The following is a 25242-nucleotide window of genomic DNA, read 5'->3' as shown; positions in this document are numbered from 1 at the left end:
TCTTCGTCTCCTGGTGGTACGGCAGTTGCACCCATGTTGACCAGGGAAAACGGCATCACCTGCAGCCTCCTGTAGGGGGCTGGTCCGGAAATGGTCCGGATCTTGGTTCACGTGGCGCCCGGGACTGGCGGGCGTCGGCGAGGGCCAAGCCCAACGGGCTGGCCACCTGGGTAGAACAACCCCGGCCCAGTATCAACGCCCTCGGCTGGCGGTACCCGGCGCTCCCGCGGTCCCCCACACTCCCCGTCGTGCATCTGCGCGCCCCTCCCCGCCAATCCGCTCTATTGCATCTAATGCGCAGTTGCTGAGAAATTGCAGGGCATGGGTTTGCTTTTCAGCTGCGCCCACCGTGAGACATCCGCTCCGCCCAGCTCCATGACGTGCGCTGCCCGTCCGATCAACTGCGGTGGCGGCTTCCGCGTCGCCCCCGCGCAAGAGGCCGCCGTCGAACGGCTGGCCAACCTGGCGGCCGAACTCGTCCGGCCCGCCTGGACTTTCCCCAGACGGCCGCGCGACCTGTACGTGTGGGGCCCGGTGGGCCGGGGGAAGTCCAGGCTCGTGGGCACCTTCTACGAAGGGCTGCCCACGGAGCGCAAACGTCGCCTGCACTTCCACGACTTCGTCCGCCGGCTGCACGACGGAGTGACCGGGCCGGGCGCCCGTAACGACGGGCAGAGCGCCGTCGACAGCGCTCTCGACGAGCTGATCGGGGACAGCCGGATCCTGATCTTCGACGAGTTCCACGCGGGCGACGCGATGCTGATCGCACGCCTCTTCCGTACTCTGCTCGACCGCCGGATCACCCTGGTCACCACCTCGAACTACCCGCCCGCCGGGCTGATGCCGGACCCGCTCTACCACCACCTGTTCGAGCCGACCATCCGGCTCGTCGAGGAGCGGATGGACGTCCTGGACGTCTCGGGTCCGGTGGACCTCCGCCGCGTGGCGGCGCCCGCGGCGGCGGGCCGCCGGTTCGCGACAGGCCTGTGTCTGCCACCGCGTGACGCGGGCCTGGAGGAGCTCGGCCTCGGCGCCCCGGAGCCTGGGGACGCCACCCCCGTCCAGGCCCACCTGCGGGAGCTGCCGGCCCGCGCGGTGCGCGGTGACATGGTCTGGTTCGCCTTCGACGCCCTGTGCGAGGCCGCGACGGGGGTGCCCGACTACCCGGCCCTCGCCGAACGGTTCGGCACGCTGGTCCTGGACGGGGTCACCCCCCCCCGCTGACCGAGGCCTCCGCGGACGGAAGGCAGCGGTTCGCGAACCTCGTCGACGTCGCCTGCGACCGTGACATCCGGCTCGTCCTCATCGGCGCCGCCCCCCTGACCGCCCTCCCCGAAGGCCAGGCCCTGACCCGTGACCTGGACCGCACGACGAGCCGGCTCGCGATGCTCGGGCGTCCGAGTCGGCTCAGGCTCAGGGCCGACTGCCCAAAGGGCCATGGGAGCCCCGCCAGGCTTCCGCCACCGCTTCGCTGAGCCGGCGGCGCGTCATCCAGGGGCTCAACGATGTCAGGCGGCCGACCACCTGTCCGAGCAGATCAGGGTCACCGAGACGGTGTGCTTCGTTCGCGGCGACGATCTGCGACAGCAGTTCTTCCAAGAGGAAGGTGTCGAGGAGCCGGTACGCGCGTGCGTGCCGGTCAAACGTCAGCTTGCGGTCTTCATAGGGGTGGCGGAGCGTCATGTCGAGGTGACCGCCACCGTGCCCCCTGAAGGGACCGGGGAGGTTGCCGAGCATTCCCGCGAGCGTGTACTGCCCTGTACGCGGATACCCGCGTCCGATGTACACCCCGACGCCGAGCATGATCCTGGGCCACGGGATCAGCTCGCCATCCCCGGCTGATCTCTGCCGGTACAGCCCCTCCGCGCGGAATTCGAGCCACGTTCCGCCGGGGCGCCGGGAATCCCCTACCACCCAGATGCCTCCGACCAGTTCCAGTGGTCCCAGGGCCGCACTCGTATTTCCCATGAGATCAGTTGATCACATGCGGGATGTCCTCTTCGAGTGGTCGAGCCCGGTAGCGCCCGGTACGGGTTCGCGGGAACCGGTTCAGGGCCGACCGCAGGTGCGTCGGCCGGCCCTGAACCCGGACCCGTCCTTCTACCTCCCTAGAACCCCAGGGTTCCGAGGAGGCCGGTGACCGGTGAGATGAGGTCGTGCCCGAACTGCGAGATCTTCGTCGCGATCGGAGCCACCACCTTGCCGTCGATCTTGCCGAGCGCGCCGATCCACTTGGACTGGCCGAAGGTGAGGAGGCCCAGGGCGGTCCCCCCGAGGGACGTCTTGAACTCGCCGCTCGTCCATCCGTAGCCGATTCCGGTGAGCACCGTGCTGATGGCGGACAGCCCGAGGGAGGTCCAGGCGAGTCCGCCGGCGATGACCTCCAGAGGCGGGAAGAAGATGCCCGCGACACCGAAGCCGGCGGACAGGAAGCCCGTGCCGATGCTCGCCCAGTTCGTGGCGTTCGCCCACCACTTGGCGTCCTTCCACCAGGGAACGTCGTTCTTGACGGTGTCGTTGTCGGACGTGTCCGCCGGGTTCTTCCCGGCGTCCTTGGCCGCGCGCGCGTCGTCGGCCGCCTTCTTGGCGGCCGCCGCGATCTCGGCCGTCCGCTTGTCCGTCGCGATCCGCTGCGCATCGCTCGCCGCGACCGCCGCCGTCCTCGCGTCCTGACCGGCCTGAAGCGCCGAGGCGTGGGCTGAAGCGGCCGACGCCTGGGCGGCGTTGGCCGAGGCCACCGCGCTCCGGGCGGAATCCAGGGCGCGGTTGGCGGAGTAGTTCGCCGAGCGCGCGGCGGTACGTGCGGTGGCGGCCGCCTGCTTGGCCCGGTCCGCCGAGGACTGCGCGGACACCGCCGACTTCTCGGCGTCGTCGGCGTACGTGTTCGCTTGCTGCGCGGAGGCGGCGGCCTGCCGCTTCGACGCGTCCGCCTTGTTCGCCCACTCCTGCGCTTCGACAGCGGCGTCACGGGCGAGCGCCGCGGCCTGCTGGGCGCGCTGGGCGTTCTCCTGAGCCTTGTAAGCGATCTTCGCGGCTGCCGCGATCGCGCCCTGCATGGCCGCGATGTGAGTGGCGGAATCGTAGTCGAGCAGCGCGGTCTTGTACTGGACGGAGGCGATGAAGTTGCGTCGCATCCACTCCGGGCCCTCCATCGCCGCCTGGGCGTGGGCCTTGGTGTACCGGCCCCCCGAGGCGATGAGGGCTGCGGTGGCGACAGCGTCGTCTTCCCGCTGCGCAACCTCGTGCTTGATGTTGATGAATTCGTGCAGGGCCTGAGCGGTTCCGGCGTTCATCGCGTCGTTCGCCGCCAGTTTCACCGCCTTGCCGGGGTTGGCAGCGAGAATACGGCCGACCGTGACGCGGTTGTCCGTCGCGGCGGCCTGGACGGCGCCGGTGCCGAGGAACTTCGTGGCGGCGTCCAGGTCGGTGCTGGCCAGCGCCTTGGTCGCCGCATCGGCGATGTCCGGGGCGCAGGTCCGCGCGAGGTAGAGGCTGGTCTCCCGGTCGTCCTGCCGCTGGGCGATCTGCCGGGAGGCGTCGATCCAGAGGTGGACGTCGGAGTCCGTTCCGGACAGGGCGAACCGTGCGGCCTCGAGCGACCAGGTGCCCGTGGAACGCATCGTGGTGACGGCGGCCTTGCGCCCGAGCGCGGCGGCAAGGTTCGTGTCACCCGCCTTGAGCGCCGACTCGGCCTGGGCTATCAGGTCCTTGTGGGCCTGTACGGCCTGCGCGGCCTGGGTGCGCTTCTCCGCGAGCTCCGCGCGCTCCAGGTCCTCGATCCGCTTGAGCAGGCGGGTCTCCTCGACCGCCTGTTGTGCGTCCTGGTCGAGGCGCTGCCATTCGGCCTCACGCGCGGCCTTCTCGACCGCGACCGCCTCGGCGACGGCGTCGGTGGCGGTCTTCGCGGCCTTGCTGGCCTCGTTGGCGAACTCGGTCGACTTGTTCGCGTACTCCAGTGCCTGGCCCGCGTACTGGACGGCCCAGTCCGCGGCGGCCGCGGCCTTCTCGGCGTGGTCGGCCGCACTGTTCGCCGCGTCGCGCGCAGTGCGGGCGGCCGTCGCCGCCGTGTTCGCGAGGCTCTGTGCCATGCCGGCGGCATTGGTGGCGATCTGGGCGTTGGTGCTGGCGATCTGCGCCTCGCGCCTGGCCTCCGCGGCCTCGGACTGGGCGACGCCGGCCGCTTCGGCCGCGGCGGCCGAAGAGTTCGCGGCGGAGGCGGCGTTGCGTGCGGCCGACGCGGCGGCGGAGCCGGCACCCGCCGCCTGGGTCGCGGCATCGGCAGCGTAGCCGGCGGCGGTCGCCGCGCTGCGCGCCCTGGCCGCGGCGTTGCGAGCGTAGACGGCGGCGTCCTTGGCGGCGGCCGCCTGGGAGGCGTCCTTGGACGCGGCGATGGCGGCGCCGTATGCCTGGGCGGCGGCGGAGCCGGCGGTGGCTGCGGCCTGGCTCGCCGCGGCGGCGGCGTAGGCGGCGCGACGGGAAGCCTGAACGGCGGCGTGCGAAGCGCTGGTCGCGACACGCGCCGAGTCGGCCGCGCCCTTGGCGGCCTCGGCGGCCTTGCGGGCCGCCCTGCCGGACTTGGCCACGTCGGCCTGGGCCTGCTGGGCTTCGTAGGCCGCCTTCTCCGCGGCTTCCTTGGCCTGTGCCGCCGCCTTGACGGCGCGGGCGGACGCCTCTTCGGCCTGCTTCGTCATCGCGTCGGCCTTCTTGCCCTCGCGTTCGACGACCGCGACGAGTTCCTCGATCTTCGTCGCCTCCTGGTCGCGGGCGCGCGCGATGTGCTGGCCGGTCTCCAGGAACCATTCGATGTCGGCGGCAGTGCCCGACATGGCACGGTTGGCGTACTTCTTCACCTCCGGACCTGCCTGGAAGGTGAGCTTGGCGACCTCGACGCGCATGTCCTCCTGGCGGGCCGTGTACTGACCGTCGGTGAGGAACGTCTCCAACGCGGCCTGGTTGCCCGCGTTCAGGGCATCGTTCCCGGCTCGGTTCACGGCCTTGCCGCCGGTGGCCATGACGATTCCGGTGGCCACGCGCAGGTCTTCGGCGATGGCGGTCTTGAAGCCGCCCGCGAGGAAGGCGGCGATGGCGGCGTCGCCGCCGTTGAGTGCCGCCTCGGCGTCTCGCCGGGTGCCCTTGCCGCCCCTCGCGAGAGAGGTGCCGATGGCAACGCGGTTGTCCACCGACGTCTCCGCGGGAAGCGTGACGGTGAGGAAGGTCTGGACGTCGGCGTCAGATCCGATCAACGCCGCTTCCGCGGCCGCGCGAACGCCCTTGCCGCCCAGCAGCCAGGCCCTGACGACCTTGGCCCGGGGAGTGTCGGGCAGCTTGAACGGGTCGCCTCCGTCGCCCTCCGGCGGCGGAGTATCGGCCCACGCCGCAACGGGGTTGAGAACGAGGCTGGAGGTGGTGACGACAGCCGTGGCGGCCGCGACGGCGGTGAGCACACGCCGCCTGCTCCAATAGATGGTGTCCAAAACAGTCCTTCGGAATCAGCGCCTGACTTTCGACGCACCGGCGGCGGCCTGTCGCCAGACGGGGAATTGCGTTGGCCGAGGCCATGTCCCCCGGCCCGTAAGGAAGTCGGGCAGGGACACGACAGATCTGCCTCGTGACCTTATGCGGCGATGAAGGTATTGAACACCCGCGACACGCTGCAAGCGACACGGTTTGAGCCAAGACGAGAACGGGAATTCGGCATTCCGGTTCGGGAGTTCGGATCCTCGTTTTCCGTATGGATCGGTCCGGGCATCTCCATCGTGGCGAAAGTCACTCGCGGCGCCCGCGGGTTGCACCGTCCGGCTCTGGGAAAGTTGTTGGACCGGCGCCGGCCCGGTGTGCTTACGCACACGAGCCGCAGGGTGTTCCGTCTGTCTGACGTCTCGCCATCGAGCTGATTGTTGCCAGGTTTACGAGACTCCTGACGAACAGTTATGCTGCGACTGGAAGTGGGGGGCTTCCAGCGGGGGGCGGGCTCGTCGACGAGCTGTTGCCTGTTGGTCAGATGGTGTCCTTCACCTCCGACGTTGACGCACGTTTCGGGGCTTCCTCGAAACCGACGACTAGGACAGCGATGAAGGCACGTAAGGCAATTTTGCGAACCTTTGGTGCGGCCGCGGGCGCCGGCATCTTGACGTGGTTCGCGGTAGCGGGCGGCGCGACGGGCGGATCCGCCGTGGACGCCTCCTCCGTGAAGACGATCGCCGACGAAGGCCCTGGTTACGCCGTCGAGGACTTCTCCTACCCGAACGCCGACAAGATCCTCGCGGAGCAGCACATCACGCTCAAGCGCGGCGATGGCCACATCCTCCTCGCGGACTGCGCGAGCTCGGCCGACGTGCTCGAGGTCTGGGGACGCAAGAACGAAAAGATCTGCTTCAGCGTCACGGGAACCAGCGGCTACCTGACCTTGGAGATTCCCGCTGTCTACTTCATCAAGGGAAACAGCTACAGCGCCCAGGTGGACATGTCTGCGGGTGCCGTGGAGAAGACGTTCGAGGTGAAGAAGAACGACTGGACTCCAGTCGGTGAGAGCGCGGACGAGCAAGGTCGTGACTTCATGCTCATGGAAATCAGGGCTTCCAAGTAATACTCGTTGGCAGCGCCTGTTCCGTGCAAAATCATCTGCTTTGAATTCCTGATGTCTTACGCACGGATTCGCTGAATCCGGATCCGATTACCCACTCTCCCGTGAGGCGCAGGAATGCCCGGAGAGAACCGTCCGCCTATCGTCGTTCGACCTCACCCTGGAGTCGTTCGGCGTCTGCGAGTTGCGGAGAAGTGACGGATCGATTCCGACTGCACGATTGGCCGCCCCTGTGGGAATTGCGGCCCGAATCGAGCCGGTCGCCTCAATCGGCCATCCTTTTCTGCGCCATCACCAGAGACACCGACTCGACGGTCGACTTTCAGTCGACCGGGGCTCCGGCGCGCTCAAAAATGACCGCCTGCCGGCGCCCTGCTCCGAAGGAGAAGCATGTCTGTACCCCATCTGCGCTCTGCGCGGATGACCGGCCTACTTGTCTCGGCCACTGCGGTCGCCGCAGGCCTCGTCACGGCCGGATCGGCCTCCGCCCTCACCGGGCCCGAGGCCGCCGCCGGCCAGCACGCCGCCGTGGTGAAGCTCAGCATCGGCGACGAGGCGAACAGCCGCTCGTGCACCGGCACGCTGGTCGACCCCCGCTGGGTTCTGACCGCCGCGAGCTGCTTCGCTGCCACCCCCAGTGGGTCGGTCCCGGCCGGGAAGCCCTCGCTGCAGACCGCCGCGGCACTGAGCAACGGTCAGAGCCGCGAGGTCGTCGAGGTCTCCGCGAGCGCCGCCGACCGTGACTTGGTCCTCGCTCGTCTTGCCACTCCTGTGTCCGACATCGCCCCCGTCAAGCGGGCCGGTGGCGTCTCCGCGGTCGGTGCGGACCTTACCGCGGTCGGTTTCGGCCGGACGAAGACCGAGTGGGTGCCCGGCAAGCTTCACACCGGTACGTTCACCCTCAACGCGGCCGCCGCGACGTCGCTCACCATCACGGGCAAGGGCACCGACGCCATCTGCAAGGGTGACACCGGCGGCCCGCTGCTCAATGCCGCGGGTGAACTCGTAGGCGTCAACAGCCGGTCCTGGCAGGGTGGCTGCCTCGGCGTCAACCCCGCCGAGACCCGCACCGGCGCAGTCTCCACCCGCACCGACAACGTCGGCCAGTGGATCGACCAGGTCACCGCTCCGCGCGGCGGCGCGCAGGTGTCTCTGCTCGCCGGTGGCGGCGGAACGATGTGGTCGCAGTCCGGTGACCTCGGCTACGGCGAGTACGGAGCGTCGTGGGGGAAGGTCGATGGTCAGGACGTCACCCGCGTGAGCACCGTGCGGCACGGCGACGCCGTGCGTGCCTACGCCATCGCGGGCGGCCGCGTCTACGGCGAGGACCTTGACCTGGCAACCGGCAAGTGGTCCGGCTGGGGCGAGATTCCCGGCGGTGCCGCCGGTGCGAAGGACATCTCGGCCTCTTTGGTCGGCGACACCGTCCACGTGCTGATCGTCGGTTCCGAGGGCAATCTGTATGCGCAGGCCGCCGATTACAGGGCCGGGCGCTGGAACAACAACTGGGCCTCGGTCGGCGCGACCGGACTCACCCACGTCACCAGCGCGGCTTCGGGCACCACTGTGCGTGTCCAGGCCATCGGCGGCGGCGAGGTCTACGGCCGAGACCTGGACACCCGCACGGGCAGCTGGTCGCAGTGGGGTGCGGTTCCGGGCGGCGCCAAGGGTGCCGTCGACATCGCCTCCAGCGTTGTCGGCAACAACGTCCACGTCCAGATCATCGGTTCCGACGGCGCGATCTGGACGCAGTTCGGCAACTACGACGCCGGCCGCTGGAACGACCAGTGGGCCAAGGCGGGCGGCAGCGGCCTGACGCGCATCAGCAGCATCGCGGACGGCGGCACCGTCGAGCTCTACGCCGTGGGCGCCGAAGGCAAGATCAACAATGCCTCCATGAACACCACGACCGGTTCCTGGAGCACCTTCAAGCAGCTTCAGGGCGGTCTCGCCGGAGCTTCGGACGTCTCCGCCTCCGTCATTTCCGCCCCCTCGAACGTGACGCTCGCCGCCCCGGCCGGCACCACCCTGTTCAGCCAGAGCGGCAAGCTCGACACCGGTGTCTTCGGAGCCCAGTGGGCCAGCGTCGGTGGCGCCACCGTCAGTCGGATCGTGGGCGTGGACACGGGCAGCACCATCCGCTACGTCGGTGTGGCCGACGGCAAGGTCTTCGACCGCGAGTACGACGTCCGCAACAACAAGTGGGGCAACTGGACCGAGGTCCCCGGCGGCGCGGGCGGCGTCAAGGACGTGGCAGCCGCCATGATCAACAACGTTCTGTACGTGCAGGCCATCGGCTCCAGCGGCGACCTGTACACGCAGGTCGGCGACTACAACGCCGGGCGTTGGAACACCTACTGGACGCCGGTGTCCGGCGGGACCGGTCTGACCGACATCGCCAGCGTCAAGGCGGGTCCGTTCGTACGCCTCTACGGCATCAAGAACGGCAAGGTCCAAGGTCGCGACTTCGACAGCCGCAACGGCAGCTGGACCGCCTGGGGTGAACTGCCCGGCGGCATCACCGGCGCCAAGGACATCGCGGTGTCCAACATCGGCAACACCGTCCACGTCCAGGTCATCGGTTCCGACGGTGTGCTCTACGCGCAGACCGGCGACTACCTCGCCGGAATCTGGAAGCCCTCCTGGACCAAGACCGGCGGCACGGGCCTGACGCACGTCACGAGCGCCTCCGCCGGCAAGAACGTCCACGTCTACGCCACCGGCGCGGGCGGCAAGGTCCAGAACACCACGCTCGACGCCACGTTGGGCTCCTGGACCGGCTGGCACGAGATTCCGGGCACGCTCACCAGCCCGACCGACGTCGCCGCCACCACCACCAAGTAGGGGCGGGCGCCGCCCCGCTCAACTCCTGGAGTGACGCAGCGGCGTACGGAGGACGCATTCCTCCGTACGCCGCTCCGCTTCCCACACGCTCGCTCACCCATCCGGATCCCCTCCTGGAGGATGCCTCGCATGTCTCTTCTCCGTACGCGCTCGGCGCGGATGACCGGCCTGCTGGCGACTGCCACCGCGGTCGCCGCCGGCCTCGCCGGCACCGTCCCGGCCCACGCCCTCACCGGGCCCGAGGCCGCCGCCGGCCAGCACCCCGCCGTCGTGAAGCTCAGCATCGGTGACGAGGCGAACAGCCGTTCCTGCACCGGCACGCTCGTGGACGAGTGGTGGATCGCCACGGCCGCCAGCTGCTTCGCGGCCACCCCGGGCCAGCAGGTTCCGGCCGGAAAGCCCGCGCTGAAGGCCACCGTCGCCCTCGCCGGTGGTGAGACCCGCGAGGTCACCGAGCTCGCTCCCCGCTCCGACCGCGACATGGTGCTGGCCCGCCTCGCCCTGCCGGCCAGGGGCGCGGCCACGGCCAAGATCTCCGCCACGACTCCCGCGGTCGGTGCGGACCTTACCGCGGTCGGTTTCGGCCGGACGAAGACCGAGTGGGTGCCCGGCAAGCTTCACACCGGTACGTTCACCCTCAACGCGGCCGCCGCGACGTCGCTCACCATCACGGGCAAGGGCACCGACGCCATCTGCAAGGGTGACACCGGCGGCCCGCTGCTCAATGCCGCGGGTGAACTCGTAGGCGTCAACAGCCGGTCCTGGCAAGGTGGCTGCCTCGGCGTCAACCCCGCCGAGACCCGCACCGGCGCAGTCTCCACCCGCACCGCCGACCTCGCGGCCTGGATCGCCGAGACCGTCAAGCCGCGGCGCTCCGCCGCCGCGACCGAGGCCGGAGCGGGCGAGCGGATCCGGTGGGCGGACTTCGACGGTGACGGCAAGCCCGACTACATCAACGTCGCCGACAGCGGCGCGGTCTCCGTCTGGCTCAACCGGGGCGGCAACCCGGCCGGTGCCAACGGCTGGCAGCCCCTGGGGCAGGTGGCGACCGGCCTCACGAACGACCGCAACCGGGTCCGCTTCGCCGATTTCGACGGCGACGGCAAGGCCGACTACTTCCTGATCAACACGGACGGTTCCGTCGAGGTCTACCTCAACCAGGGCGGCGACCCGGGCAACGGCTGGAAGCACCTGGGCAAGGTGGCCGTCGGCACCACCAACGACCCCACCAAGGTCCGCTTCGCCGACTGGGACGGCGACGGCCGCTCCGACTACCTGGTCTTCACCGACGCCGGCGAGGTGTACGTCTACCTCAACCGGGGCGGCGACCAGTCCGGCAACGGCTGGCCCGCGGTGGGCAAGGTCGCGTCCGGTGTGACCAGCGAGCGCAGCCGCATCCGGTTCGCCGACAACGACGGTGACGGCAAGGCCGACTACTACTTCGTCAAGCCCGACGGCAAGGTCGACCTCTACATCAACCGTGGAGGCGACGTCGTCCCCAACACCGGCTGGCTCACCGTCGGTCAGATCGCGACCGGCCTGACCACCGACCACACCAAGGTCCAGTTCGTCGACTTCAACGCCGACACCCACGCCGACTACGTCCTCGCCGGCCCCGGCAACAGCGCCACCGTCTTCGCCTGGAACGGCGGCGACAAGGGCAACGGCTGGACCGACCTCGGCAAGGTCGCGAGCGGTACCTGACCCGGACCGGGCCACCGGTACGCCGGGAGCCCACCGTACGGCCCGACGACCGACCGCCTCCGGTCCTTCCCCGCAGGGAAGGACCGGAGGCGGTCGTCCGTTGCGCCGCCCCTTCCCTCTCCGGCGAGGCCCTCCCGCAGGTCGAAGCCCCGCCGTCCGTCACTCGCGAAAGCGACACCAGCGATGAAACGCACCGCATCCGCAGCCTCCGCCCTGGCCGTCGGCGCCGCCGCCGCCGCATTCGGCCTGGGCTGCACGCAGGCCGCAGCGGCACCGCAGCCCGCCCCCGCACTGCTGCGGATCATGCCGCTCGGCGACTCGATCACCGCCGGCGCCGGCAGCAACGGCGAGGCCGGCTACCGCGCACCCCTGTGGAACCTGATCTCCATGCAGAACCGGTACACGCCCGACTTCGTCGGGTCCGGGTCGTTCGGCGGAGGCGGCGATCCCGACAACGAGGGCCACAGCGGCTACACGATCGGGAACATCCGGGACGGAATCGACCGCTGGCAGGCCGCCGCGAACCCCGATGCCGTACTGCTCCACCTCGGCATCAACGACCTCAACACCCGCAGGGCCGATCCGCACGCCGCGGCGGCCGAGCTGGCCTCGCTCATCGATCGCATCCAGGCCAACAAGCCCGGTACCGCGGTCATCGTGCAGGGGCTGCTTTTGGACACCCGCGGCCAGTACGACCGTGTCAACACCTTCAACGCGGACCTGCGGACCGCCGTCTCCGCCCGTGCCGCGGACGGGGTGCACGTACGGTACGTCGAGCCCCCGCGCCTGGACGGGCCATCCGAGCTCCCCGACGGGCTCCACCCCAACGAGGCCGGATACCGGAAGATGGCGGCCGCGTACCACGAGGGCCTCGAGCAGGCCGTCACCGACGGCTGGACCCGGCGCCCCGCCGTACCACGGGCAGGAACCGAATCGGGCGGCACCGGAAGCATCCGCTGGGCCGACTTCGATGGCGACGGACGCGCTGACCGGCTCACCATCGGCGAGGGCGGTGAAGTCCGGGCCACGCTGAACCGCGGCGGCGAGGGCGTGGGGACGTGGCAGGACATCGGCCGCATCGCCACGGGCATCACCACCGACCGTACCCGGGTACGTTTCGCCGACTTCGACGGCGACGGGCGGGCCGACTACCTGTACATCGCCCCGAACGGCAATGTGACCGCCTACCTCAATCAGGGAGGCGATGTCGGCGGCCCCAACGGCTGGAAGTCCATCGGCCGGATCGCGTGGGGCACGACCACCGCACACGAGCAGGTCCGCTTCGCCGACCAGGACGGCGACGGACGTGCCGACTACTGGGTCATCGCGGACAACGGACCGGTCAACGTTCACCTCAACCGCGGCGGCGACCCGTCCGGAGCGGGCGGTTGGGCCGATCTCGGCCAGATCGCCACCGGAACGACGACCGACCGCACCCGCGTACGTCTGGGCGACTTCGACGGCGACGGACGTGCCGACTACTGGACCGTCAACCCCGGCGGCAGCGTGACGACCTACCTCAACCGCGGCGGTGACCGCCACGGAGGCTGGAAGCCGCTCGGTCAGACCGCGTCGGGAGTGACGCCCGACCACTCCCGGGTCCAGCTCGCCGACCTCACCGGCGACACCCATGCCGACTACCTCTTGCAGCAACCCGACGGCACCACCGTCTACGCCTTCAACGGCGGCGATCCGGGGGCCGGAGGCTGGACCGAACTCGGCGGCGTCCCCAGCGGCTCATGACCGGGCCGCGTCTGCCGCAGGCGCAGCGAACCGACCGGACCCCGCCGAGCGCGGGCAGTTACGAAGACAAGGTCTCACCACGTATGTTGCGCAAGATGATCACACTGACGGCCGCCACGGCCGTCGGCGTCAGCGGCCTGATCGGGGCGGCGGCGACCCCTGCGACAGCCGCCCCGAATCCGGCTCCGCCCGTCCTTCGCGTCATGCCACTGGGCGACTCGATCACCGACGGATACCAGGGTTCGACCGGCCTCGGCTATCGCCTGCCCCTCTGGCAGCAGGCCTTGACCCACGCTCGGTTCCGGGTCGACTTCGTCGGGTCACGCCAGGCCGGCCCGAACGGTGACTCCGACAACGAGGCGCACGGCGCCACCATGATCAACGACATCCGAGCCGGCGCCCCGGGGTGGGTGCGGGCCGCCGAGCCGGACGTGGTCCTGCTCCACGAAGGCGTCAACGACCTGGACCGCGGGACGGACAAGGCCAATGCCCCTGCACGGCTCGCGGCGCTCACCGATGAGATCCTCGTCGCGCGGCCCGGTGTCACCGTCGTGGTGATGGGCCTCATACCGACCTCGAACGTCCCGGGGGTTCCCGCCTTCAACCGTGAGGTGAAGAACTGGGCTTCGGCCAAGGCCGGGGCCGGGGCGAGGGTGCGGTACGTCGACGCGCCCGCGCTGAGTCCCGGTGAAATGGCTGACAGCCTGCACCCGCGGGACGCCGGCTACGCCAAGATGGGCGCGGCCTTCTTCGAAGGCATGGACAAGGCCGTCCTCGACGGTGTCGCCGCCCGAACGCACCTGGGCAGGGCGGGCACGGAGTCCGGTGGGACCGGCCCGCTGCGCTGGGCGGACTGGGACGGCGACGGCCGGGCCGACCGCATCATCGTCGCGGACAGCGGCGTGGTCCGCGTCATGCTCAACCGGGGCGGCGACGGCCGCGGAGGCTGGTCGGACCTCGGGCAGATCGCCACCGGCCTCACCACGGACCGCAAGCGGGTCCGGTTCGCCGACTGGGACGGCGACGGCCGGGCGGACTACATCCTGATCTCCGAGACCGGCAGCGTGTCGGTGTACCTCAACCGGGGCGGCGACGGCCACGGCGGCTGGGAACTCGCCGACTCGGTGGCGAGCGGACTGACCCGGGACGCTGACCAGGTCCGCTTCGTCGACTTCGACGGCGACGGCCGCACCGACTACGCCCTGGTGCGCCCCGACGGTCCCGTCACCGTCTTCCTCAACAAGGGGGGCGACGGGCACGGCGGCTGGCAGGACCGCGGCACGATCGCCACCGGTACGACCAAGGACCCGTCTCGCGTGAGGTGGACGGACTTCGACGGAGACGGGTACGCGGACTACACCGTGCTCGCGGAGAGCGGAGCCGTGGAGACGTACCTCAACCGCGGCGGCGACGGCCACGGCGGCTGGTCCGTGCCCGCGGGCCCGGTATCGGCCGGCGAGACGACCGACCAGCGGATGGTCGCGTTCGCCGACTACGACGGGGACGGCGACAGTGACTGCATCCTGACCGCCGCGGACAACTCCGTCCGCGTCCTGCTGTGGAACGGCGGTGACCGGGCCGGCGGCTGGACCGACCTCGGCCGGGTGTCGGCAGGAGCGTGACACCGAGGTCCTCCGGCTCTCCGCGAGCCGGAGGACCTCGGCGGGGGAACGGCCCCTGGCACCGAGCGCGACCGCTGCGTGCCGCGCCACCGATCAAGGGCACGCTCGCCCGTCTCCGGCAGCGGACTCCAGCGCTCTAGAAGAACCCGAGCTTCTTGGGCGAGTAGCTGACCAGGAGGTTCTTGGTCTGCTGGTAGTGCTCCAGCATCATCTTGTGGGTCTCCCGGCCGATGCCCGACTGCTTGTAGCCGCCGAAGGCGGCGTGGGCCGGGTAGGCGTGGTAGCAGTTCGTCCAGACGCGGCCCGCCTGGATCGCTCGGCCCGCACGGTAGGCCGTGTTGATGTCGCGCGTCCACACGCCGGCGCCCAGTCCGTACGCCGTGTCGTTGGCGATCCGGACGGCGTCGTCGAAGTCCTGGAACGAGGTCACGGACACCACGGGGCCGAAGATCTCCTCCTGGAAGATCCGCATCCGGTTGTCGCCCTCGAAGATGGTCGGCTGCACGTAGAAGCCGCCCGCCAGGTCGCCCCCGTGGTCGATGCGCCCGCCGCCGGTGAGGATCTTCGCACCCTCCTTCCGGCCGATCTCCACGTACGACAGGACCTTGCGCAACTGCTCCTCGGAGGCCTGCGCGCCGATCATCGTGTCCGTGTCCAACGGGTGCCCCGGCACGATCAGTTCGGTACGGGCCACGGCCGCGTCGAGGAAGTCCCCGTACCGGCCGCGCTCGATCAGCGCGCGCGAGGGGCTCGTGCACACCTCGCCCTGGTTCAGGGCGAACATGGCGAACCCCTCCAGGGCCTTGTCGCGCAGGTCGTCGTCGGTGGTCCAGATGTCGTCGAAGAAGAGGTTCGGGCTCTTGCCGCCGAGTTCGAGAGTGACCGGCTTGAGGTGCTCGGCCGCGTACTGCATGATCAGCCGCCCGGTGGACGTCTCCCCGGTGAACGCGATCTTCGCCACGCGCGGGCTGGACGCCAGCGGCTTGCCGGCCTCCTCGCCGAAGCCGTTGACGATGTTCACCACGCCCGGCGGCAGCAGGTCCGCCACCAGGCTCAGCCAGTAGTGCACCGAGGCCGGGGTCTGCTCGGCCGGCTTCAGCACCACCGTGTTCCCGGCCGCCAGTGCCGGGGCCAGCTTCCACACCGCCATCAGGATCGGGAAGTTCCACGGGATGATCTGCCCGACGACGCCCAGCGGCTCGTGGAAGTGGTAGGCGACGGTGTCCTCGTCGAGCTGGCTGAGCGCACCCTCCTGGGCGCGCAGCGCGCCCGCGAAGTAGCGGAACTGGTCGATGGCCAGCGGCATGTCGGCGGCGAGGGTCTCGCGGACCGGCTTGCCGTTCTCCCAGGTCTCCGCGACCGCCAAGGCCTCCAGGTTCTGCTCCATCCGGTCCGCGATGCGCAGCAGGACGGCGGACCGCTCGGCGGCCGGGGTGCGCCCCCAGGCGGGCGCGGCCGCGTGCGCCGCGTCGAGGGCTCGCTCCACGTCCTCGGCCGTGCCGCGCGCGACCTCGGTGAAGGTCTCGCCGTTGACGGGGGAGGGATTGGCGAAGTACCCGCCGAGGACGGGCTCGACGTACTCGCCGCCGATGAAGTGGCCGTAGCGGGACGCGTACGACATGAGCGCGTCTTCGGTGCCGGGCGCAGCGTAACGGGTCATGGTGTCCTCCCCTTGACCGGCGCCGGCCGCCGTCGGACAGCGCTCGGGAGGAGGCTAGGAGCGGGCAGGTTGCGGATGGGTTGCACGGCTGGGCCGGGCCGGCTCCCGCCGTACGACGGCCGGTTCGGCGGCACGTGCGGTTCCGGTTCGGGTTCCGGCTCCTGTTGCGGTGCCGAGTTCGCTGTCGAGGGCCCGTACGCGGGCCAGCGCGGCCGGGCGTCCCTCCGGCGGCAGCGTCGCGGCCAGCGCCCGCCACACCGCGGCGTCGTCCGCGCCCCACGGAGCGCACACCCAGTCGGTCAGCAGCCCCACATCCGCCCGGGCGATCACCGCGGCCCGCGCCTGGTCCTCGATCCGGCGCCGCAGCCGGACGATGCCCGGTGCGGTCGAGCCGGGGAGCAGCGGGCCCGCGTAGTGGTGGAGGGCCGCCGAGACGGCGCCGGCCGCGAGGTGGCGGGCCACGACGGTGAAGTCCGCTTCCACCGGCTCCGCCGTGCGGTACGGGCGGGAGAGCGGGGCGCGGGCCCCCAGCAGTCCGCGCAGCCGGGACATCTCGGCGCGCAGGGTCACCGGTGACACCGATTCGTCCTCGTACAGCGCGATCGCCAGTTCCTCGCCCGACAGCCCCTCCGGATGGTGCGCGAGGAGCGCCGTGATCTCGCTGTGGCGCCGTCCCAGGCGGATCCGGGTGCCGCCGCCGGTCAGCAACGCCTCGTCCTGGCCGAGGGCGGCGAGGGTGTCCCCTGGGGTGGACGGGAGCGGGTCCAGCAGCGCCAGCTGGGCCTCCGCGGCCCGGGCCACCGCCTGCACGAAGGCGAGGGAGTGCGGATGGGCCAGGCCGTCACCGCCGGTGATGTCCACGGCGCCGAGCAGCCGGCCGGTACGGGGGTCGCGCACCGGGGCCGCCGCACACGTCCAGGGGTGGACCCGACGGCTGAAGTGCTCGGCCCCGAAAACCTGGACCGGCTCCCCGACGGCGACCGCCGTGCCGGGCGCGTTGGTCCCCATTGCCGTTTCGGCCCAGCGCGCGCCCGGTACGAAGCCGAGCCGCTCCGCCCGCCGCAGCGTGGCAGCCTCGCCCTCCACCCACAGCAGGCTGCCCCGCGCGTCGCACACCGCCAGCAGGTGGGCCCCGTGCGTGGCGAACGCCCCCACGAGGTCCCGGAACACCGGCATCACCCGGGCCAGCGGGTGCTGCGCGCGGTACGACCGCAGCTCCGCCTCCGCCAGCTCCACCCGGGGCGTGCACTCCGGGCTGACCCGGGCCCGGGCGCACCGCCGCCAGGACCTCGCGATCACCGCCCGGACCGGGGTCTCGACCCGCCCGTCCTGCGTGAACGCGGAATGCGCCCGCCGCAGGACGCGCGTGCGCTCGGCGGGATCGGCCCCGCCCGGCAGCGCCACCGACGGATCGTGCATGTCACCCTCCCGTGGTGCCGCGGTACCCGGAGCGCCCCATCGTCGTCCCGGTCCCGGGCCCCGACAAGCGCTGCGTCGGCCACTCGGTGCCGAAACGCCGCCAAGGCGCACCGGCCGGGCCCTCCGCCCGTCCGGGTGGCCGGGAACGCATGGCCGGGGCAGCGCGTTGATGGGGATAGTGGACGACGACAGGTGGAGGTGTCCGCAGTGTCCAATCGAGGCAAGGTCGCGGTTGCCGGAGTCGCGGCAGCCATCGTTTTGTTCTGGACGGTCGGGTTCTGGGCAGGGCTGCTGGTCCTGATCGGTGTGCCGGCGGCCGCCTACCTGCTGCTGGACTCCTCCCAGCGGCGTCGCCTGCGGGGTATCTCCAGGAAGCAGCTCGGCCGCTGAGCGGGCACGTGCGGCGACCCTGACCGGCCCGCGCCCGGGACTGCGTACGGACCCGGGCGCGGGTGTGGTGCCGGGGTCAGTAGTAGTCCCGCATCAGCGTCGTGGCCCACTCCGGCTGGGTCAGTTCTCCGCGCGGACCGAACTCGGCCATGTACGGCTTCAGGTCGAGGACCGGGGTCCCGTCGACCGCGTCCAGGCCCGCCACGTGCACGTCCAGGCCGTCCACCTTCAGGATCCGGCACCGGGAGAGACCGAGCCGGTTCGGCCTGTTCTTGCCGCGCTGGGCGAAAATGCCGACCAGCGGCCAGTCCGTGTTGCCCCGGGGGTGCCGCGCGCCCGTCTCGATCTTCTCCGCCGGGACCCGGTCGAAGTGGTAGACGACCTCAAGGTGCGAGAACTCGGCCAGCCCGTACAAAGCCTCCGGGCCGAACCGCCCGGCGTCGAGGCGGATCACGGCCGTCTCGCGCCCCCAGTCGTCGTCGACCACCTCCGCGCGGCCGCCCACCACCACCGCCACCGGCTCCGATTCCACCATCACGGGGTCCCCCTCGGGTTCAGGCCGGGCGCACGGCCACGCGGTCGAGGGCCGCGAGCAGGTCCGGCATCTTCGGCAAGTCAAGATCATGATGCCCGTTGCGGGGGACCGTGAGAACCTCGCCCGGCGCCTCGTCCAGCAGTACGAAGGCCGAGTCGTCGGTCCGGGCCACCAGCGACCACCCGGGACCGTCCACCCGCAGGGTCCGCGCCCCCTCGCCCGCGAACGAGGACCGCACCCTGCCGGGTGGCGGCGGGCTCTGCGTGTACTCCAGAGCCTCCTTGAGCGCCCGCGCGAGCCCGGGGTGCGCCGCGGCCGCCGCCCCGCCGTCCGTCGCGACCCGTTCGCGCCAGTCGGACCACTCGCGGGCGATCTGGTCCGCGCCCATCCGCCGCTGCACCGGCCCCCACGCCTCGGCGGACGGAGGCGCCAGCGGCACCCGTCCGGTGCCGTCGGCGCCCTGCTCCGGGTCGTGCGGCTCGGGGATCCCCGGCGTCGCGACCGACAGGTCGAGCGGCCAGCCCGCCAGCGAGACCACGATCGTCCGCTCGTCGGGCGACAGGTCGTACTCCATGCCGCAGTCCCACGAGGCGATCGCCATGGCCACGAGCGAGACGTCGTCCACGACGACGGTCCAGCGCGCGCCCTCCTCGTCCTGGCCGAGCACCAGCCCGTAGCCCCGGGCCACCGGCTTCACGCCCAGCAGCGAGCAGGCCTCCGGGAAATCGTCGCCCAGGATGCTCGGAAACTGCGCGGGGGTCAGCAGTACGGCGGTCAGCACATAGAGCGAACCGCCCCCCTCCTCGTCGGACACGTGGCCTCCCGGTCGCTCTCTCGTCGGCGCACCCTAACCAGCGGGTAACCGCCGCGTCGAGAGCCTGAGGGCGGCGATTTCCAAGCCCGCCACCTGCACGTAGAGTTGGCTACCCGCCACAGAAAGGGACACCCGGTGCAGCGTTACGACCGGCTGAGGGAGATCCTCCGTCTCGACCCCGACAAGGACTTCCTCGCCATCTACCGGCTCACCGCCACCTACGAGTTCCCCTGGGACTTCACCCGCGCCTTGGAGCTCGCACTCTTCCGCACCTACGCCGTCCCCAGCATCGGCCGCCTGCTGGCCGAGACCGCCGAGTTCACCGACCGCCCGCAGAAGCGGTACGACGACACCGCGCTGCTCCTCGACGCCGTCGTGGAGCACGGCTTCGAGAGCGAGACGGCCCGCACCGCGATCCGCCGCGTCAACCAGATGCACCGCAGCTACGACATCGGCAACGAGGACATGCGCTATGTCCTGTGCACTTTCGTGGTGATTCCGGCGCGCTGGCTGGATGCCTACGGCTGGCGTCCGATGACCCACCACGAGCGCCGGGCCAGTGCGAACTACTACGCCACGCTCGGCCGGCACTTGGGCATCACGGACATCCCGGGCTCCTACGAGGAGTTCGAGGAGACCCTGAACGCCTACGAGGAGGCCCACTTCGGCTGGGACGAAGGCGGCCGCATGGTCGCCGACTCCACCATCGGCCTGATGGCCTCCTGGTACCCGGCGCCGCTCGCTCCCGCCGTGCGGGGGCTGAGCCTCGCCCTCCTCGACGAGCCGCTTCTGTCCGCCTTCCGCTACGAGAGCCCCCGCCCGCAGGTCAAGCGGCTGGTCCGGGGCGCCCTGAAGCTGCGCGGCCGCGCGGTCCGGCTGCTGCCGCCGCGCAAGGCCCCGCACTACGCCCGGCAGAACCCGGAGATCAAGGGCTACCCCCACGGCTACGACGTGGGCGAGCTCGGCACGTTCCCCGTGCCCGGCTCGGGGGGATGTCCCGTGCCGCATCCGCGCCGGCCGGCCGGAGCCGAGGCTTCGCCTCCGGCGTGATCCGGGGCGCCTCCGCGGACCCCGGGCGAGGTGCCGTCGTACGGGTGTGTGCGAGGGGGGTGCCGGTTCAGGCGCGGCGCACCGCGAGTGCCAGGAAGCGGGTGTCCTCGTCGGCGTACGAGATCATGTCCCATCCTGAACGGGCGAGCAGCGGGCCGAGGTTGGGCTCGGCCCGCAGGTCGTCCGGCGTCAGCTCGCGGCACTGCCGCGCCGCCAGCGCCGCTCGCCCGATCGGGTGGAACAGGGCGAGCCGGCCGCCGGGGCGGACGACGCGGGCGAGCTCGCGCAGGTTCGCCTCGGGATCGGGCAGGTGCGCGATGAGCCCGGAGGCGAACACGGCGTCGAGCACCCCGTCGCGCAGCGGCAGCCGGGCCACGTCCGCGAGCAGCAGTGCGCCTTCGGAGCCCCGCCCGGCCTGCCGCGCGGCGGCCAGCATCTGTGGGGTGAGGTCCGCGCCGAGCACCGTGCCGGCCGGGCCGACGGCTGCGCGCAGTGCCGTCAGGGCCCGCCCGGTCCCGCAGCCCGCGTCGAGGACGCGGTCGCCGGGGCGCAGGCCGAACTCGGCCACGGCCGTCGTGAACGCGGGCCCGTCCGCCGGGAACTTCCGGTCCCAGTCGGCGGCGCGCGCGCCGAAGAACTCCTGCACGTGCGTGTGGTCTTCGCTCATGTGGACATGATCCCCCACAGGACACTCGGCATGCGGTGCGCGCGGCGTATGTGATGCGTACGGTGCGTGCGCAAGCCGGCACGCGACGTGATCGAAGACGGACGAGCTCTGTCATATTCCAGCAGTTCCAGTTGCTTTCGAAATGCTCCCCGTGTTCGTGCCCTCACCCGGACTAGCGTCCCGGGGCCATGGGACACCTCGACCACGCGGCCTATGGCTGGCTGACACCCGTACTGTCATACGTGATGGCTTCCATCGGCGCCGCCCTCGGGCTGCGCTGCACCGTCCGCGCACTCGCCGCGACGACCGGTTCCTCCCGCCGCAACTGGCTCCTCACCGCAGCCTCCGCCATCGGCACCGGCATCTGGACGATGCACTTCGTCGCGATGCTCGGCTTCAACGTCACGGGCACCGAGATCCACTACAACGTGCCGCTGACCATCCTCAGCCTGCTCGTCGCCGTGCTCGTCGTCGGCGCCGGGGTGTTCGCCGTCGGCTACGGCAGGGCCCGCCGCCGCGCCCTGGTCCTCGGGGGCCTCACCACCGGCCTCGGTGTCGCCAGCATGCACTACCTCGGCATGGCCGCCCTGCGCCTGCACGGCAGCATCTCGTACGACCCGCTCACGGTCGGCCTCTCGGTCGCCATCGCCGTCGTCGCGGCCACCGCCGCGCTGTGGGCCGCGCTCAACATCAAGGCGCCGGTCGCCGTGGCCGTCGCCTCGCTCGTCATGGGCGCGGCCGTCAGCAGCATGCACTACACCGGGATGATCGCGGTCGCCGTCCGCGTCGTCCCCTCGGACCAGGCACTGCCCGGCGCCACCGCGATGCAGTTCATCTTCCCGCTCGCCGTCGGGCTCGGCTCGTACCTCTTCATCACCTCCGCGTTCGTCGCGCTCTCCCCGACCGCCGACGAACGCGCCGCCTCCGCATCGGCCGCCCGGCATCTGGGCGCACGGGCGCACGCGGCGGCGGCACCGCCCGCGCCGGCCCGCTGACCCGGCCCGAACCGCCCCGCTTGACCGCACCCGGAACGAGGAGCCCATGCGCAGACCCCGCAGACAACCGGAAGCAGCGGCGCCGCAGCTGCCCGCGCCCCCGGCGCGCGGCCGCCGGGCCCACGCCGGACCGCCCGCCGAGGAACCGGCGGCGCAGCAGGACCGGCAGACCCCTCGCTCCGGCCCGGCGTCCGCCCCCGACGGCAGGTCCCCCCGGCTGCGGCTGCGCCCGGCCACCGTCCGCGCGAAGATCGTGTCGCTCCTCATGGTCCCGGTCGTCTCCCTGCTCGCGCTCTGGGGCTTCGCGACCGTCAGCACCACCCAGGACATCGCCCGGCTCACCCGAGTCCAGCGGGTCGACGAGCAGATACGCACCCCCGTCGCGGCCGCCGTCACCGAGCTCCAGGCCGAACGGCGCGCCGCCGTCCGCCACCTGGCCGACCCCGCCTCCGACCAGGGCGCCGCCCTGGAACAGCAGTCGCGGCGCACCGGCGCCGCCGTCGGCCGGCTCCGGCTCGGCGACCGGCACACCGTCGCCGAGTCCGGCGACTACCCGAGCGACGTCGTCGTCCGCGTCGGGGCCTTCGTGGCCGCAGCGGACCAGCTCGGCGCCACCCGCAAGGACGTCGCGGACCGGCGTGCGACCCCGGACGCGGCGTACGAGGCGTACACCCGCGTGGTCGACGAGGCGCTCGCCGTCGACGGCTCCCTCTCGGGCGGCGAGAAGGCCGAACTCGGCCCCGACGCCCGCGTCCTGCTCGAATTCGCCCGCGCCGCGGAACTCCTCGCCCGTGAGGACGCACTCATCGCCGCACCCGGCCCGCGCACCACGGAAACGCTTCGACGGCTCACCGGCGTCATCGAGACCCGCCGCGCCCTCACCGCGGCTTCCGTCGACGACCTGCCCGCCGCCCAGCAGGCCGCCTGGCACTCCGCCGCCAAGAGCGCCGCCTACGCCGAGCTGACCGCTGCCGAGGACCGGGTGCTCACGGCGGGTGCGGGCCCGGCTGCCGGGCCGGGCACGGGATCAGGCGGCGGGTCGGCTGCCGGGTCTGCTGCCGGGCCGGCCAAGGAGGTCCGCGGTGTGCCGGCCGGCTGGGACGCCGCGTACGCGAGCATCAGCACCTCGATGCGGGAGATCGCGGCCGCCGCGCACGCCGGAGCCGTCGACCGCACCGACCCCTTCGCGCACATCGAGTTCAGCCCCGCCGGCGCCGCCGTACTGCTGGGCCTCGCCGCGGTCGCCGCCTCCCTCGTCATCTCCGTACGCATCGGCCGCGCCCTCGTCGTGGAACTCGTCTCGCTGCGCAACACCGCCCTGGAGATCGCCCACCGCAAGCTCCCGCATGCCATGGACCGGCTGCGGGCCGGCCAGGACATCGACGTCGAGGCCGAGGCCCCGCCCCCACCGCCCGCCGACGACGAGATCACGCAGGTCGGCGAGGCGCTGGCCACCGTCCACCGGGCGGCCCTCAGTGCGGCCGTCGAGCGCGCCGAGCTGGCCAGCGGGGTGAGCGGCGTATTCGTCAACCTCGCCCGCCGCAGCCAGGTCCTGGTGCACAAGCAGCTGACCCTGCTCGACTCGATGGAGCGGCGCGCCGACGACCCCGGCGAACTCGGCGACCTGTTCCGCCTCGACCACCTCACGACGCGGATGCGGCGGCACGCCGAGAGCCTGATCATCCTGTCGGGTGCCGCTCCCGGGCGTGCCTGGCGGATGCCGGTCCCGCTGACGAACGTCGTACGGGCGGCCGTTTCCGAGATCGAGGACTACCCGCGTGTCGAGGTCCGCCAACTGGTGGAGGCCGCGGTGATCGGCGGCGCCGTCGCCGACCTCACGCACCTGCTCGCCGAACTCATCGAGAACGCCACGCAGTTCTCCCCGCCGCACACCAAGGTCCGCGTCAGCGGTGAGCCCGTCGGCGCCGGATACGTCCTGGAGGTCGAGGACCGGGGGCTCGGCATGGGCCGCGAGTCCCTCCACGAGGCCAACCGGCGCATCGAGCAGTCCGAGGCTCTCGACCTGTTCGACAGCGACCGGCTCGGGCTCTTCGTGGTCAGCCGGCTCTCGGCCCGGCACGGTGTGCGGGTGCACCTGCGCACGTCACCGTACGGAGGCACGACCGCCGTGGTGCTCCTGCCGAACGCCCTGCTCCAGGGCGCGATCGAGACCGGCCCCGCGTCGGCGGCGGGCCGGGGGGAGGACCCGGCCGCGCCGGTCGAGGCCCGGGCGGAACCGGAGGGGACGGCGCCGCAGCAGCCCGCGATCACCGTCGTACGGGAGGACGCGCGCGGCATCCCGGCACCGGACCGGAGCCCCGCACGGGAGGTGCCGCGCCCGGCGCCGGTGGCCTCGCTGCAGCCGCGCGGTGCCGGGGGCGCGGTCACCCGCACACAGGCCTCACCGGCCCCGACTCCGGTATCTGCGGCGGCCGCGGCGGCCGCGGCGGCCGCGGCGCCCGCTGCGGCACCGGCTCCGCGTCTCGCCGGAGGCTCCCCCTCCGTATCCGACCCCTCCGTATCCGACCCCTCCGTATCCGACCCCTCGGGCTCCGGACTGCCGCGCCGCGTACGCCAGGCCAGCCTGGCCCCGCAGCTGCGCGAGACCCCCGCCCCGAAGTCCCCGGCCGGGGCGCGCCTGCCCGAAGACCCGCAGGGGCGAAGCCCGGAGCAGGCCCGGGACCGGATGGCGGCCTACCGGGCCGGCTGGGTCCGCGGCGCCCAGGAGAGCTCCGCCCACGCAGGCAGTGAAGGAGAAGTGTGATGATCGAGCACGAGAGATTCCATCTCGACGGCGTCCGCAGGTCCGGCGAACTGGACTGGCTCCTGGACGATCTGGTGGTCCGGGTCCGCGAGGTCCGGCATGCCGTGGTCCTGTCCAACGACGGCCTGGCGGTGGGCGCGTCCACTGCGCTCAGCCGGGAGGACGCGGAGCACCTGGCCGCCGTGGCCTCCGGATTCCACAGTCTGGCGAAGGGCGCGGGTCGGCACTTCCACGTCGGGGGCGTGCGCCAGACGATGGTGGAGATGGACGGCGGGTTCCTCTTCGTCGCCGCCGCCGGGGACGGTTCCTGCCTGGCCGTGCTCAGCGCGGCGAGCGCCGACATCGGGCTGATCGCCTACGAGATGGCCCGGCTCGTGAAGCGGGTCGGGGAGCACCTGTACACACCGACCCGGTTCGCGGCGCGGCCTCCGGCCGCGGGCTGAGAGCGGCGG

19 protein-coding genes are annotated in these 25242 nt (G+C 71.7%); 12 read left to right on the top strand and 7 right to left on the bottom strand.

The features are described 5' to 3' along the window. Positions 1-375: 375 nt before the first annotated feature. The gene (gene zapE / locus ABTY04_RS05415) at positions 376-1224 is read left to right on the top strand and encodes a cell division protein ZapE (protein ID WP_352211989.1); all 849 of its coding nucleotides are present in this window, start codon (positions 376-378) and stop codon (positions 1222-1224) included. Then, the gene (gene zapE / locus ABTY04_RS05410) at positions 1134-1475 is read left to right on the top strand and encodes an AFG1/ZapE family ATPase (protein WP_352211988.1); all 342 of its coding nucleotides are present in this window, start codon (positions 1134-1136) and stop codon (positions 1473-1475) included. The genes zapE (ABTY04_RS05415) and zapE (ABTY04_RS05410) overlap by 91 nt, the downstream gene beginning before the upstream one ends. On the opposite strand, the gene ABTY04_RS05405 is transcribed toward zapE (ABTY04_RS05410), so the two are convergent. Next, positions 1414-1968 carry a hypothetical protein gene (locus tag ABTY04_RS05405; protein WP_352211987.1) on the bottom strand — a complete coding sequence of 185 codons (555 nt, stop codon included), beginning with the start codon at positions 1966-1968 and terminating at the stop codon, positions 1414-1416. The genes zapE (ABTY04_RS05410) and ABTY04_RS05405 overlap by 62 nt on opposite strands. Before the next feature lie 140 nt (positions 1969-2108). Further along, positions 2109-5474, bottom strand: a complete 3366-nt coding sequence (locus tag ABTY04_RS05400) for an ALF repeat-containing protein (protein ID WP_352211986.1) — start codon at positions 5472-5474, stop codon at positions 2109-2111. Between the two features lie 596 nt (positions 5475-6070). Between ABTY04_RS05400 and ABTY04_RS05395 the strand changes: the two genes are divergently transcribed. The 5 genes from ABTY04_RS05395 to ABTY04_RS05375 all read left to right on the top strand — a co-directional run bounded on the left by ABTY04_RS05395 (position 6071) and on the right by ABTY04_RS05375 (position 14496). Continuing rightward, positions 6071-6586 (top strand): hypothetical protein, encoded by a 516-nt coding sequence (locus ABTY04_RS05395; protein ID WP_352211985.1) that lies wholly within the window; start codon positions 6071-6073, stop codon positions 6584-6586. Between the two features lie 387 nt (positions 6587-6973). Next, positions 6974-9427 (top strand): trypsin-like serine protease, encoded by a 2454-nt coding sequence (locus ABTY04_RS05390; protein WP_352211984.1) that lies wholly within the window; start codon positions 6974-6976, stop codon positions 9425-9427. Positions 9428-9556: 129 nt separating this feature from the next. Continuing rightward, positions 9557-11131 (top strand): FG-GAP-like repeat-containing protein, encoded by a 1575-nt coding sequence (locus ABTY04_RS05385; protein ID WP_352211983.1) that lies wholly within the window; start codon positions 9557-9559, stop codon positions 11129-11131. A gap of 183 nt (positions 11132-11314) precedes the next feature. Then, on the top strand, positions 11315-12874 hold the full coding sequence (locus ABTY04_RS05380; protein WP_352211982.1) for an FG-GAP-like repeat-containing protein: 1560 nt from the start codon (positions 11315-11317) through the stop codon (positions 12872-12874). A gap of 95 nt (positions 12875-12969) precedes the next feature. After that, positions 12970-14496 (top strand): FG-GAP-like repeat-containing protein, encoded by a 1527-nt coding sequence (locus ABTY04_RS05375; RefSeq protein ID WP_352211981.1) that lies wholly within the window; start codon positions 12970-12972, stop codon positions 14494-14496. Positions 14497-14632: 136 nt separating this feature from the next. On the opposite strand, the gene exaC is transcribed toward ABTY04_RS05375, so the two are convergent. Both exaC and ABTY04_RS05365 read right to left on the bottom strand, forming a co-directional pair. Further along, on the bottom strand, positions 14633-16156 hold the full coding sequence (gene exaC / locus ABTY04_RS05370) for an acetaldehyde dehydrogenase ExaC (protein ID WP_352211980.1): 1524 nt from the start codon (positions 16154-16156) through the stop codon (positions 14633-14635). Positions 16157-16210: 54 nt separating this feature from the next. Next, on the bottom strand, positions 16211-17575 hold the full coding sequence (locus ABTY04_RS05365; RefSeq protein ID WP_352211979.1) for a GAF domain-containing protein: 1365 nt from the start codon (positions 17573-17575) through the stop codon (positions 16211-16213). A 207-nt stretch (positions 17576-17782) separates the two neighbouring features. On the opposite strand from ABTY04_RS05365, the gene ABTY04_RS05360 reads away from it, so the two are divergent. Further along, the gene (locus tag ABTY04_RS05360; protein ID WP_352211978.1) at positions 17783-17965 is read left to right on the top strand and encodes a tail-anchor membrane protein; all 183 of its coding nucleotides are present in this window, start codon (positions 17783-17785) and stop codon (positions 17963-17965) included. A gap of 76 nt (positions 17966-18041) precedes the next feature. Here ABTY04_RS05360 and ABTY04_RS05355 read toward each other — a convergent pair whose 3' ends face one another. After that, complete coding sequence (locus ABTY04_RS05355) at positions 18042-18500, bottom strand: SAM-dependent methyltransferase (RefSeq protein ID WP_352212152.1); 459 nt, start codon at positions 18498-18500, stop codon at positions 18042-18044. 19 nt (positions 18501-18519) lie between these two features. Beyond that, positions 18520-19314, bottom strand: coding sequence for a hypothetical protein (locus tag ABTY04_RS05350; protein ID WP_352211977.1), 795 nt, complete (start codon positions 19312-19314; stop codon positions 18520-18522). A gap of 135 nt (positions 19315-19449) precedes the next feature. Here ABTY04_RS05350 and ABTY04_RS05345 point away from each other — a divergent pair, with 135 nt between their 5' ends. Further along, a complete protein-coding gene (locus ABTY04_RS05345) occupies positions 19450-20364 on the top strand; it encodes an oxygenase MpaB family protein (RefSeq protein WP_352211976.1) in 915 nt (304 codons plus the stop codon). 67 nt (positions 20365-20431) lie between these two features. On the opposite strand, the gene ABTY04_RS05340 is transcribed toward ABTY04_RS05345, so the two are convergent. Then, positions 20432-21031 (bottom strand): class I SAM-dependent methyltransferase, encoded by a 600-nt coding sequence (locus ABTY04_RS05340; protein WP_352211975.1) that lies wholly within the window; start codon positions 21029-21031, stop codon positions 20432-20434. Positions 21032-21219: 188 nt separating this feature from the next. On the opposite strand from ABTY04_RS05340, the gene ABTY04_RS05335 reads away from it, so the two are divergent. Genes ABTY04_RS05335 through ABTY04_RS05325 form a run of 3 tightly spaced genes read left to right on the top strand, consistent with a single transcriptional unit; the run spans position 21220 to position 25233 of the window. Further along, on the top strand, positions 21220-22026 hold the full coding sequence (locus ABTY04_RS05335; protein WP_352211974.1) for an MHYT domain-containing protein: 807 nt from the start codon (positions 21220-21222) through the stop codon (positions 22024-22026). Positions 22027-22072: 46 nt separating this feature from the next. Continuing rightward, complete coding sequence (locus ABTY04_RS05330) at positions 22073-24790, top strand: sensor histidine kinase (protein WP_352211973.1); 2718 nt, start codon at positions 22073-22075, stop codon at positions 24788-24790. Next, the gene (locus ABTY04_RS05325) at positions 24790-25233 is read left to right on the top strand and encodes a roadblock/LC7 domain-containing protein (protein WP_352211971.1); all 444 of its coding nucleotides are present in this window, start codon (positions 24790-24792) and stop codon (positions 25231-25233) included. Before ABTY04_RS05330 ends, ABTY04_RS05325 begins: the two co-directional genes overlap by 1 nt. Positions 25234-25242 lie beyond the last annotated feature (9 nt).

Source organism: Streptomyces sp. NPDC097981 (assembly GCF_040302565.1).
In the GTDB taxonomy this organism is placed as follows: Bacteria; Actinomycetota; Actinomycetes; order Streptomycetales; family Streptomycetaceae; genus Streptomyces.
Note: the sequence above shows the minus strand (reverse complement) of the source record. Positions and strands in the feature narration are given on the sequence as shown.

Coding starts and splice junctions, on each gene's coding strand:
- ABTY04_RS05405 (WP_352211987.1), bottom strand. CDS start 1,968: ATGGGAAATACGAGTGCGGCCCTGGGACCACTGGAACTGGTCGGAGGC.
- ABTY04_RS05385 (WP_352211983.1), top strand. CDS start 9,557: ATGTCTCTTCTCCGTACGCGCTCGGCGCGGATGACCGGCCTGCTGGCG.
- ABTY04_RS05365 (WP_352211979.1), bottom strand. CDS start 17,575: ATGCACGATCCGTCGGTGGCGCTGCCGGGCGGGGCCGATCCCGCCGAG.
- ABTY04_RS05340 (WP_352211975.1), bottom strand. CDS start 21,031: ATGAGCGAAGACCACACGCACGTGCAGGAGTTCTTCGGCGCGCGCGCC.
- ABTY04_RS05395 (WP_352211985.1), top strand. CDS start 6,071: ATGAAGGCACGTAAGGCAATTTTGCGAACCTTTGGTGCGGCCGCGGGC.
- ABTY04_RS05325 (WP_352211971.1), top strand. CDS start 24,790: ATGATCGAGCACGAGAGATTCCATCTCGACGGCGTCCGCAGGTCCGGC.
- ABTY04_RS05330 (WP_352211973.1), top strand. CDS start 22,073: ATGCGCAGACCCCGCAGACAACCGGAAGCAGCGGCGCCGCAGCTGCCC.
- ABTY04_RS05390 (WP_352211984.1), top strand. CDS start 6,974: ATGTCTGTACCCCATCTGCGCTCTGCGCGGATGACCGGCCTACTTGTC.
- zapE (WP_352211989.1), top strand. CDS start 376: ATGACGTGCGCTGCCCGTCCGATCAACTGCGGTGGCGGCTTCCGCGTC.
- exaC (WP_352211980.1), bottom strand. CDS start 16,156: ATGACCCGTTACGCTGCGCCCGGCACCGAAGACGCGCTCATGTCGTAC.
- ABTY04_RS05380 (WP_352211982.1), top strand. CDS start 11,315: ATGAAACGCACCGCATCCGCAGCCTCCGCCCTGGCCGTCGGCGCCGCC.
- ABTY04_RS05375 (WP_352211981.1), top strand. CDS start 12,970: ATGATCACACTGACGGCCGCCACGGCCGTCGGCGTCAGCGGCCTGATC.
- ABTY04_RS05335 (WP_352211974.1), top strand. CDS start 21,220: ATGGGACACCTCGACCACGCGGCCTATGGCTGGCTGACACCCGTACTG.
- ABTY04_RS05355 (WP_352212152.1), bottom strand. CDS start 18,500: ATGGTGGAATCGGAGCCGGTGGCGGTGGTGGTGGGCGGCCGCGCGGAG.